This is a genomic window from Flavobacterium jumunjinense (genome assembly GCF_021650975.2).
Classification (GTDB): domain Bacteria; phylum Bacteroidota; class Bacteroidia; order Flavobacteriales; family Flavobacteriaceae; genus Flavobacterium; species Flavobacterium jumunjinense.
The window spans coordinates 2,535,544-2,546,356 of sequence record NZ_CP091285.1 but is presented as its reverse complement, the minus strand read 5'-3'; the positions used below and the strand labels follow the sequence as shown (position 1 = coordinate 2,546,356).

11 protein-coding genes are annotated in these 10,813 nt (G+C 31.7%); 5 read left to right on the top strand and 6 right to left on the bottom strand.

Annotation, left to right across the window (positions count from 1 at the left end):
* Positions 1 to 61 precede the first annotated feature (61 nt).
* Entirely contained in the window at positions 62 to 1,948 is a 1,887-nt protein-coding gene (locus tag L2Z92_RS11175) for a S8 family serine peptidase (protein ID WP_236452987.1), read from the bottom strand.
* Between the two features lie 116 nt (positions 1,949 to 2,064).
* Here L2Z92_RS11175 and L2Z92_RS11170 point away from each other — a divergent pair, with 116 nt between their 5' ends.
* Complete coding sequence (locus L2Z92_RS11170; RefSeq protein WP_236452986.1) at positions 2,065 to 2,724, top strand: ribonuclease HII; 660 nt, start codon at positions 2,065 to 2,067, stop codon at positions 2,722 to 2,724.
* Here L2Z92_RS11170 and lipB read toward each other — a convergent pair.
* Positions 2,707 to 3,426 (bottom strand): lipoyl(octanoyl) transferase LipB, encoded by a 720-nt coding sequence (gene lipB, locus L2Z92_RS11165; protein WP_236452985.1) that lies wholly within the window; start codon positions 3,424 to 3,426, stop codon positions 2,707 to 2,709. The genes L2Z92_RS11170 and lipB overlap by 18 nt on opposite strands.
* A 240-nt stretch (positions 3,427 to 3,666) precedes the next feature.
* Here lipB and lysS point away from each other — a divergent pair, with 240 nt between their 5' ends.
* Positions 3,667 to 5,364 carry a lysine--tRNA ligase gene (lysS, locus tag L2Z92_RS11160; protein WP_236452984.1) on the top strand — a complete coding sequence of 566 codons (1,698 nt, stop codon included), beginning with the start codon at positions 3,667 to 3,669 and terminating at the stop codon, positions 5,362 to 5,364.
* Between the two features lie 94 nt (positions 5,365 to 5,458).
* Here lysS and L2Z92_RS11155 read toward each other — a convergent pair whose 3' ends face one another.
* From L2Z92_RS11155 to L2Z92_RS11140, 4 genes are all read right to left on the bottom strand, one after another.
* Positions 5,459 to 6,412 carry a transporter family protein gene (locus tag L2Z92_RS11155; RefSeq protein ID WP_236452983.1) on the bottom strand — a complete coding sequence of 318 codons (954 nt, stop codon included), beginning with the start codon at positions 6,410 to 6,412 and terminating at the stop codon, positions 5,459 to 5,461.
* Between the two features lie 3 nt (positions 6,413 to 6,415).
* Positions 6,416 to 7,459, bottom strand: coding sequence for a cytochrome-c peroxidase (locus L2Z92_RS11150; protein ID WP_236452982.1), 1,044 nt, complete (start codon positions 7,457 to 7,459; stop codon positions 6,416 to 6,418).
* A gap of 59 nt (positions 7,460 to 7,518) precedes the next feature.
* Positions 7,519 to 8,304: an MbnP family protein gene (locus tag L2Z92_RS11145; RefSeq protein WP_236452981.1), complete on the bottom strand. Its 786-nt coding sequence runs from the start codon at positions 8,302 to 8,304 to the stop codon at positions 7,519 to 7,521.
* A 173-nt stretch (positions 8,305 to 8,477) separates the two neighbouring features.
* Complete coding sequence (locus tag L2Z92_RS11140) at positions 8,478 to 8,852, bottom strand: hypothetical protein (protein WP_236452979.1); 375 nt, start codon at positions 8,850 to 8,852, stop codon at positions 8,478 to 8,480.
* A gap of 165 nt (positions 8,853 to 9,017) precedes the next feature.
* Between L2Z92_RS11140 and L2Z92_RS11135 the strand changes: the two genes are divergently transcribed.
* The 3 genes from L2Z92_RS11135 to L2Z92_RS11125 all read left to right on the top strand — a co-directional run bounded on the left by L2Z92_RS11135 (position 9,018) and on the right by L2Z92_RS11125 (position 10,812).
* Complete coding sequence (locus L2Z92_RS11135) at positions 9,018 to 9,431, top strand: hypothetical protein (RefSeq protein ID WP_236452978.1); 414 nt, start codon at positions 9,018 to 9,020, stop codon at positions 9,429 to 9,431.
* Positions 9,432 to 9,511: 80 nt separating this feature from the next.
* Positions 9,512 to 9,838: a hypothetical protein gene (locus L2Z92_RS11130; protein WP_236452976.1), complete on the top strand. Its 327-nt coding sequence runs from the start codon at positions 9,512 to 9,514 to the stop codon at positions 9,836 to 9,838.
* Between the two features lie 200 nt (positions 9,839 to 10,038).
* Positions 10,039 to 10,812 (top strand): carboxypeptidase-like regulatory domain-containing protein, encoded by a 774-nt coding sequence (locus tag L2Z92_RS11125; protein ID WP_236452974.1) that lies wholly within the window; start codon positions 10,039 to 10,041, stop codon positions 10,810 to 10,812.
* The last annotated feature ends 1 nt before the right edge of the window (position 10,813 follow it).

Genomic DNA, 10,813 nt, shown 5'->3' with positions numbered 1-10,813 from the left:
TTTTATTATAGCAAACATATCAAAAAAAAAGCAGATTTAAAAAAATCCATGTTAAAAAATATTAATTTTTAATAATATTTTTTATTTTCGAACTCTCTCCATCTGATATTTTTAACATATAAACTCCTTTTTCAAAATCTGTCATGTCTACAGAAATCGTATTATTATAGTTTCCTTTTATATCTTTAACTTTTCTACCCGTCATATCATACAACTCTAAGATTTTTATTTCCAAACCTTTAGAGTCAATATTTAAATAACCAGTAGTCGGATTAGGAAACGCAACTACAGAACCAAGCTCAAAACTTTGAGTACTTAAAGTAGAGTTAATACCCGAAACTACTAATGAATATTGCTGATTACCTCCTTGTAAAGTCCCTTTATGAGAAATTTGAATTTGATAAGTCCCTGACGGGTTGTTTACCTCAATCTTCTCAACATTGTCTTTATTATTAAGAGATTGCAAAACAACATTCCCGTTAAACAATACCCAAGGATAGGAAGAAACCCCATTTTTCACCACTTTAATATCTAAATCATTAACCAATTTTATTGTTGCATCATCATTAGTCCCATTTGAATTTGGTGTTCCAGCAGGGTCTGTCCATGCCATAGTCACAACTAAAGGAGCAGATCCATTTGCAGTAACATCCATTGTATACGTAGCACCATTTGCTAAATCAAACTCTCTAATTATTGCTCCATTTACAGTTTGACCAGCAGAATTCTTTGAAATTAGCTGCGCAGCTCTTTCTGAATTCATTAGCCCCCATCCAAATTTAAAATCAGGCCCCGGATTAGTTCCCGCCTCATCCGCAGAATGAATCAATAACGCTCTTAACGTAGCTGATCTCATATAATTTGCATTTAATTGGTTATAATATTGCTGCAACAATAACAAAGAAGAAGTTACACCTGGCGCTGCCATAGAAGTACCGTTCAAAGTAGAATATGCATCATCCGCACTTGACGTTGTAGATGTAACACCTACCCCTTTTGCACAAATATCTGGCTTTATTCTCTTATCATCTGTAGGTCCCCAGTTACTAAAATCACTCATTACTACTGAACTTGGACCAGTATAATTATCAACCTGATTAACTGCTCCTACTACCAAAACATTTTTAGAAACACCAGCTCTCGTTAATAAATCCCCACCATTTTTAGTTGGATTTAAAGTTTGATAACTATCCCTGTCATTTCCAGCAGCAAAAACCACTTGATAATAAGGTGCATTATACATAATATTATCCCAAGCTACTGATGTTGCATCATAAGCTCCAAATTGCCATAAACTAAGATCCTCGGCAATAGCCCCATATGAATGATTAGATAGCAACAGCCCTTCTGCTGCTTGTGTAGTAGCTTCTGACAAATCACTTCCCCAAGTATTTGCCCACAAAGTTGACTCATACGCAATCCCTCTTCTACTTAAGCCTCCAAAACCTGAAGCCATCATTGTACCAGAAACATGGGTTGCATGAGCAGTTTCGTTTGAGGAAGTCGTAAAAACAGCACCGTCTTTTTGAACTACTCTACCAACTAAATCTTGATGTGTAGCTCTTATAGCTCCACCGTCCCAAATACCAACTATCATATTTTGACCATTAAGATTCAATCCTAACGAGCCTCCGCTGTTTAATCTATTCGCTTTAGTCGTTATTGCCGCACCAGCATTTGTAGTTCTATAATACACAGGGCGATCTCCTTCAAAATACATTAACTCAGCAAAAAAACCTTTTTCATCCACATAAGTCAATGGAAGATTCATTTCTTTCGCTTTTTGAATAGCATCCTCTTTACCTTTAACATACAATTGATTGTACGAAAGACTTAACTCTTTTAATTTATCCTTGTCATAATCTTTAACAATAAGTTCTCTCTCCTCTATTGTTTGACCTATGACTGACAAACTAAATAGTAATAACAATAATAATTTTTTACTCATAAATAATAATTTTCAACAAAAATAACCAATTAATACATAATAAATACAAATATTATACATTAAAGATGCTAAAAAAGGAATTAAGTTGCGTCAAAATTATATTTTTGCAATAAAAAATGTTAATCAATCGTTTCACAAGTTTCGATTTTGAATGTGGCACTGACGAAGCTGGAAGAGGTTGTCTTGCAGGGCCAGTAACTGCTGCTGCTGTAATATTACCTTTTAACTACAAATCAATTATACTTAACGACTCTAAACAGTTATCGGAAGTTAAAAGATTTAAATTAAGACCCGAGATTGAAGAAAACGCTATCTCTTTTTCACACACACATATATTTAACAAGGAGATTGACGAATTAAACATCTTAAATGCTTCGATGAAAGCAATGCAAGAATGTGTTTTAAAATTAAATCCAACTCCGAATTTTATAATTGTAGATGGAAATAGAGCTATTTTCTCTAAATTAGGAATAAAAAATAAAGAAGGAAAGGTGTTTTCTACTAAAGAAATTGAGTTATTAAAAAAAATACCCAATGAAAGCATCATTAAAGGTGATGCCAAATTTTTAAGTATAGCCGCTGCTTCTGTTTTAGCTAAAACATACAGAGACGAGTATATGGATAAAATTCATGAAGAATTCCCTATGTATAATTGGAAAAAAAACAAAGGCTACCCAACAAAGGAACATCGTGAGGCCATAAAAAAATATGGCCCAACAAAATACCACAGAATGAGTTTTAAATTACTTCCCGATCAACTAAGCCTTGACTTGTAGATCTACAAACTCTGCTTCAAATAAAAATGACAAATGTTTTATTATTTTATTTTTCACCTCTGTCTCATCAATTTGCTTATTTAATTCTGCATGCATTGAGGTAACGGCCTTTCCTTTTATTCCGCAAGGTATGATATTATCAAAATAACCTAAATCTGCATTCACATTTAAAGCAAAACCATGCATTGTTACCCAGCGACTAGCACGAACACCCATTGCACAAATTTTCCTTGCAAATGGAGTACCAACTCCTAACCATACTCCAGTTTCTCCTTCACTACGCGTACCAATTACTCCATATTCTGCTAACATAAGGATAATTGCCTCTTCTAGAAAACGCAAGTACTTATGAATATCTGTAAAAAAGTTTTCTAAATCAAAAATAGGATAACCCACAATTTGCCCAGGACCATGATAAGTTATATCTCCGCCTCTATTTATTTTATAAAATGTAGCTGCTTTTGCTTCTAATTGTTTTTCCGAAAGCAATAGATTAGATAAATCTCCACTTTTCCCTAATGTATAAACATGTGGATGCTCTACAAAAAGGAAATAATTAGGCGTTTCTTGATTTGCGTCCTCTCTTCGGTTTGCAATTTTTACATCAACCACACCTTTAAAAAGTGCTTCTTGATAATCCCAAATTTCTTTATAATCTCTATTACCTAAGTCTTGTAGTTGAACTTTTTTATTTTGAGTCACAAATAATGTATTGAATATTAATAATACAAATATACAAATAGTTCACTTATAGCCCTGACAGAAACGACATCCTTTTTTGTCTTTCAATAAAACTATTCGGAACAAAAAAGATAAAGTGCATGGCAGGAAAATGGTTTAGTCGAGATGCCTTAAGCTTTCGCTTCAAAATAATTACAAAAGATTGCTTGATACATTGCAATGACTTATCTTTGCGAACTTAAATACAATTTATTAATAATTATGCAACTTTCAGAACAAGAAATCATTAGAAGAGAAAAGCTTAAAGCTTTGCGTGACCTTGGTATTAACCCTTATCCTGCAGATTTATTCCCTGTAAATCATACATCGAAACAGATAAAGGAAAAGTTCGAAGAAAGTAAACGCGTTATTGTTGCTGGAAGATTAATGAGTGTTCGTGATCAAGGTAAGGCTGCTTTTGCAGAGTTACAAGATGGCGAAGGAAGAATTCAGCTGTATTTAAATAGAGATGTCATTTGTCCAGATGAAGATAAAACACTTTACAATCAGGTTTTTAAAAAATTAACTGACTTAGGTGACTTTATAGGTGTTGAAGGTGAATTATTTACTACAAAAGTAGGTGCAAAATGTATTCGTGTGGATAAATTTACTTTTTTAAGTAAAACGCTACGTCCTTTGCCATTACCTAGAACTGATGTAGATGGAAATGTATTTGATGCTTTTGTTGATGCTGAATTACGATACAGAATGCGTTACGTTGATTTGGTTGTAAACCCACAAGTGAAAGAAGTTTTTATAAAAAGAACAAAATTATTTAATGCCATGCGTTCGTTTTTTAACGAAGCTGGTTATATGGAAGTTGAAACTCCTGTTTTACAATCTATTCCAGGTGGAGCGGCTGCAAGACCGTTTATTACACACCATAATAGTTTAGACATTCCATTATACATGAGAATTGCTAACGAATTATACTTAAAAAGATTAATCGTTGGTGGTTTTGATGGTGTTTATGAATTTTCAAAAAACTTCCGTAACGAAGGAATGGACAGAACACATAATCCAGAATTTACAGCAATGGAAATTTATGTAGCCTACAAGGATTACAACTGGATGATGGAATTTACTGAAAATCTTTTAGAGCATTGTGCTTTACAAGTAAATAGCACTTCTGATGTGGTTTTTGGTGATAAAGAAGTGAGCTTCAAAGCACCATATGCTCGCGTAACAATGACTGACGCAATTAAGCAATTTACAGGTTTTGATATTACTGGAAAAACCGAAACAGAATTGTTTGAAGCAGCTAAATCTATGGGAATCGAAGTGAACGATACTATGGGTAAAGGAAAATTAATTGATGAAATTTTTGGCGAGAAATGTGAAGGAAACTTTATTCAACCAACTTTCATTACAGATTATCCGAAAGAAATGTCTCCGTTATGTAAAGAACATAGAGATAATCCAGAATTAACAGAGCGTTTCGAGTTAATGGTTTGTGGTAAAGAAATAGCGAATGCTTATTCTGAATTAAACGACCCTATTGACCAAAGAGAGCGTTTTGAAAACCAAATGGCTTTGGCAGCAAAAGGGGATGATGAAGCAAATGGAATTATTGATGAAGACTTTTTAAGAGCTTTAGAATATGGAATGCCTCCTACATCTGGTTTAGGAATTGGAATGGATAGACTTTTAATGTTTTTGACTAATAATCAATCGATTCAAGAAGTTTTATTCTTCCCACAAATGCGTCCTGAGAAAAAAGGTCCAGAATTAACGGAAGACGAGAAACATATTATTGAAATTCTTAAAGCCAACGAAGGAATTGCTATTGGTGATTTAAAAACAAAATCGGAATTAAGCGGTAAAAAGTGGGACGCAGCAAGCAAAGGAATTACAAAACATGGTTTAATGAAAATTAAAGTAGATGGTGATGCTAAAATTGCTGAGTTTTTAGGAAAATAGTTAAACTGAGAAATCATTTTATATAAAACCATTAAAGTATTTAGTAGCATTAAGACTTAACTTAATTTCTAAATAACTTAATGGTTTTTCTTTTTTACAAGCTATAATTAAAATTTACACTCCAACGGTAATTCGCATTCACATTACCTCCTGTAAGGTTTTGATTAATAGGTAACATCACATTAGCTCCTAAGGAGAATTTATCTTTCCCAATTTCAAAACCAAATTTACTAAATACAATATCACCTGCTGTATCTCTTAATTTTTGACCATGCTGATAATTATCTTTATATACTTCTCCTGCAATTCCAATTTGTGGTGAAATAACGAATTTTGAAGCTTCATACCAATAAAACAAAGTACTTGCATAATTGATTTGATTTCCAAAACGATACTTTTTGTCGTTTTCTGTTTTAATAATATAATTCAACATACTGTTTAAGCCAAACTGTTTTCTTTTTATAACATATTCGGTTGCGAAAAGATAATCCCAACTTCCTGTTCCTACTTGAAAGCTCGGATTTACTGCACCTGAATTTGCTTCATTAAACTTACCAGTTGGCATTTTTAAACCAGCTCCTACTTGCCAAGAATGACTAAAAGTACTATCTTTTTTAGTCTCGTATACCTGATACATTCCTAAAGCTGTAATATCTCCCAAACCTTCTATTTTTTGTTTCCCAATTGCTCTTTCTCTAGAATGAAAATGATACGGGATTAAAACTGATATTTGTACGTTTTTCATCACTGGAATTCTTCCCCAAACCTGAACTGTGTTAAATTTTTCTTGATACCAAGGAGAATTACTATACAAACCATCGTTACTTTCATAGGATTGATTAAAATAGCGAATCCCTACAAAATTAGAATTCAACATCGAAGCAAAACCCATACTTCCACCACTTGCAGAACAACCACAAGAATCACAAAAATCATATTTCTCAAAACTTATATGATGTTTCAAAAAAGGATTTATCACTGAAATGCTATCTTTTTCATTCCCAAAACCGAATTGAAAAATAAGCATAAAAATTATTATTTTCTTCATTTTTTAATATTCTGAAAAGCGACTATCTGTTAGGTATTGATAATCTGTTAGTGTTTTTAAGAAAGCAATTACTTTTACTTTTTCTGACGTTGTTAATGGAATTCCTAACGTTCCATTTTCGCTTAAAGAAGCATCTAAAGTTAAAGAATTAACCACTCCAGAACTATAATGATTCAGCACAGCTTCTAAAGTAAAGAAACGTCCATCATGCATATATGGTGCTGTTTTTTCAATATTTCTTAAACTCGGCACTTTAAACTTATGCTTATCTTGTTCTAATTCAGTCACCCTATATCGTCCAACATCATTTATTGCAGGATTTACAGACAAACCGTTATTTCTAAATGAATTATCCGTAAACAAATCGGTTGCATGACAAGATGAGCATTTTTGATTAAAAATAGCATAACCTTCTAATTCATCTGTATTCATTGTTCCTCCTACTTCATTTCTTCTATACTTATCAAATTTAGAATTGGAAGAAGTTACCATAACCATAAACTGTCCTAATGCTTTTAGCATGTTTTCTGCATTGACCTCTCCGTCTGGAAACGCTTGCTTAAATAATTTTGGATATTCAGGATCAGCACGCATCATCGCAATCGCATCAGAAAAATTACCATTCATTTCAATTTCACTCGTAAATGGAATGATTGGTTGCAAATCTAAGTGAGTAGATGCTCCGTCCCACATATAAGCGCTTTGATAGGCTAAATTCTGTATTGGTGGTGTATTCCTAGTTCCTATGTTATCTCCTACACCATGACTAAAAGTATGTCCGTGATGTGTAAATGCATCTTCTTGAATATGACAAAAACCACAAGAAACTATTCCATCAGAAGCCAAGCGTCCTTCGTAGAACAACTTTTTCCCAAGTTCAAATCCCTTTTCAGTTAATGGATTATTCGCTAAATCATGAGAAATTGGCGGAAAATTGCTCGGTACCTGAAAATCGATAGAAATATTTTCATAAGAATCATCTTCTTTCTCGCTCGAACAACTAAAAAGAATAGAAAAAACGAGCAATAGTATATATTCTGCTTTCATTTTTTTATTTTTTTTTAAAATAAAAGCTGCTAATAAAAATTAGCAGCTTTTATAATTATTTAGTCATTATGTACGTGATGTACTTCAAACATATTTGAAATATTAGCTGTAATTAAAGGCAATTTAGTTCCCCCCATTATTGTAGCTTGTTCAGAAAGATTTATTTTATTTGTCCCATCAATTAACTGAGACAAATCGGCCATAATATGTATTTGAGGTATAATATTAGCTCTTACTAATGCATTATCTGGAAAATCCAAAGTCACAGTTGTATAGTTATAATCTGTACCCGTTTTCCCTGTATGTACTTTAAATTGAGCATCTGTTGTCACTGTCGCAGAAGTAAACGTACCTTCAAATGCAACGAATTTATAGCCTGCACTCCAAGACCACATCATTCCTGCATCTTGAGCAGTTGTTAGAAAATCCCCTTGTCCTGTTGCTCCTAAACTGAACTGAGCCTCATCTACACCTATTCCAAATTTTACTTTTGTATAATTTCCTGCTGGAATATTTGGAAGTTGCAACAAAGTAGTCTCTGGTGCCAAATCATCAATAATAAAATAACTTTCACTTTTTGGAACAGTATAAACTGAACCATCAAATCGTACTAATTCAATATTACTTACAATGTATTTTGCTTTAGTTACCTTTACAACTTCTCCATTTGAATTTATATAAGCTGTATTCGCTGCAAAATTTGCGTCTTTATATACTTGATCAAACTCTAATTTAACACTTCCAATACCTGTTACATCATTTACTGATTCATCATCTTTTGAACACGATACCAACACTAGAGTGACAGCTATTATAGCTACTATATTTTTTAATTGAAATTTCATTTTTTCTTATTTAATAATTAATACGTGATTACTGTTTGATAAAAATCAAACATTTTTTAGGTACATAAATACCTTACTAATTCATCTATACTGAATTAATAGCTAATGAATGTCATGAACCTCAAAGTCGTTTTTTGAAATTTTGAGATTAAAACATTGCATAAAATAAATTATTAAATAAAAATGGGTGGATGAAAGATTGAATAGGATGCAACAGATTTGTACAAATCTTGATAAAAAGTTTCTTTTACTTTTTCTAAAAAACAAAAGTTAAACATTAGATTTAACTCATCAATTTGTTTACAAAACAAAACTTCTATCTCTTGATGCAAGGTTTGTTTCTTTTCTGAAGAAATTGGTTTTTCAGCATCCGAAACTTTTGCCAGCTCCTTTGTCAAATGACACTTACCATTACACTTTAATTCTGGTTTTGCCTTGTTCTCACAAAGTTCTGTTGCAATATATTCATAATTAACAATATAATCCAATACAGGAATAATTGGCTTAACCAACATAAAAACGGCTAAAATGAACATTGCTTTTTTCACAATGCAAATATACTAATGGCAGAATAATTTATCACAATTAATCTTATTTTTTATTTTTTTTATCTTCAAATTAAACTATTTCGAAAATCAAGTATCTAATTACTAAACATTAAAACAATTCTAATTATGAAATCGATGAACCAAAAAAAATTAAAAAGCACGCTATTGATGATCCTATTATGTATTAGTTCAATTAGTTTTTCTCAAAAGAACGAAAACAAAAGAGAACGAATAGATCCTGAAAAAATGGCTGAACTTCATGTTAAGAAAATGATCCTCGAATTAGACTTAACAGAAAAACAGCAAAAAGAAATCAAGCCTTTTCTTATTGAACAAGCGAAAAAGAAAGCGTTAAAAAGAGAAGAAATGAAAAGTCGAAAAGAAAAAAAAGAAAAACCAACTGCAGACGAACGATTTGAAATGAAAAACGAGATGCTTGACCATCAAATTGAAATGAAAAATAAATTCAAAAAAACATTAACATCTGAACAGTTTGAAAAGTGGGAAAAATCAAAAAAACAAGGGCATCACAAACGAAAAAAACACGCTAAAAACAAAAAGGACAGAAAAGAAGATTAACGTTTTTTTTAAACATTTTTTGGATTATAACTATAAATATTTTAGATTTGGTAGATTATAACTATAAACTATTTAAAAAAATGAAAAAAATATTCGCTTTTGTAGTTTTGTTCTTTGCTTTTACTATGGGTTCTTATGCTCAAGAAAATGTGAATGAAGAAATTGCAGTTTTAGCTAAGAAAGAAGCTAAAGACATTAAAGAATACTTACAATTAGGAGATAAAGACGAGGCTGATTTTTATCGCTTATTTTACCATAAATATGAAGAACTTTCTAAAGCTACAAATGAAGAACGTAAAGCAGTTGTTTCAAATGTAATCTTAAAGAAAATTGAAGCTTCTATCACACCCGATCAATTAAAAAAATTGAACAGTAATAAAGCGCTTCTCGAAAAGCTAACTCATTAAAAAAAATCCTGCAATTGCAGGATTTTTTGTTTATATCTAGTTTCTATTTTTACCCGTAAATAGCAATATACAAAAAGAGTAATGGTTTTCCTATAATAGGATTTAAAACAAAAGTTCGATTCGTTAATTTTCTTATAAAAAAACAAAAAAAACAGACAATATATCTTTTTGATTTGTATTTTTGAATCAACAATTACCCCATGAGATATATATTCCTTTCTTTATTTTTAATATTATCAAATTTGATTGTCGGTCAAAATGATACACTAACCTCTATTCTTCAAGGAACTGTCGTTCATAATGAGACCAAATTACCGATAAGCAATGTTCACGTAATAAACACTACTAAAGTTCGTGGTACAATTACTGATGGAAATGGTTTTTTTGAGGTAAACGCAAAGTTAAATGACACACTATTATTTTCGTATTTAGGTTTTGAAACAATCAAAGTTAAAATCACAAATGACTGGGTAAAAAATAAAACTTCAAAAATTGTACTTACAGAGAAAGCTTATGCCTTAGAAGAGGTTATTATTTCAAAATACAATTTAACGGGATACATGGAAGTTGACACAAAACTAATTCATGTAGAAGGAGATAGCTATAGATATAGCATTTCTGGCCTAGATGCTGGTTATGAAGCTGGTGAAAAAACTCCAGGAGCAGTAACTAAGGTACTTGGTGCTATTTTTAATCCCGCAGATTTTCTTTACAATGCCTTTGGTAAAAGACCAAGACAGATGAGGAAATTAAAAGAGATGAAAAAAGATGACACTGTAAGAAATCTTCTTGCTTCGAAATTTGACAGAGAAACACTTGCTGCTCTTTTAGAAATTGACAAAGACGACATTCCTCAAATCCTTCAAAACTGCAATTATTCTGAGTATTTCATTAAATCGGCTAATGATTTACAAATTCTAGAAGCAATTAGCGCTTGTTATGAAGAATATAAAATATTAAAGAAGAATAAATAAT

Coding starts and splice junctions, on each gene's coding strand:
- L2Z92_RS11150 (WP_236452982.1), bottom strand. CDS start 7,459: ATGAAAGCAGAATATATACTATTGCTCGTTTTTTCTATTCTTTTTAGT.
- lysS (WP_236452984.1), top strand. CDS start 3,667: ATGCAACTTTCAGAACAAGAAATCATTAGAAGAGAAAAGCTTAAAGCT.
- L2Z92_RS11155 (WP_236452983.1), bottom strand. CDS start 6,412: ATGAAGAAAATAATAATTTTTATGCTTATTTTTCAATTCGGTTTTGGG.
- L2Z92_RS11125 (WP_236452974.1), top strand. CDS start 10,039: ATGAGATATATATTCCTTTCTTTATTTTTAATATTATCAAATTTGATT.
- L2Z92_RS11175 (WP_236452987.1), bottom strand. CDS start 1,948: ATGAGTAAAAAATTATTATTGTTATTACTATTTAGTTTGTCAGTCATA.
- L2Z92_RS11130 (WP_236452976.1), top strand. CDS start 9,512: ATGAAAAAAATATTCGCTTTTGTAGTTTTGTTCTTTGCTTTTACTATG.
- L2Z92_RS11170 (WP_236452986.1), top strand. CDS start 2,065: ATGTTAATCAATCGTTTCACAAGTTTCGATTTTGAATGTGGCACTGAC.
- L2Z92_RS11145 (WP_236452981.1), bottom strand. CDS start 8,304: ATGAAATTTCAATTAAAAAATATAGTAGCTATAATAGCTGTCACTCTA.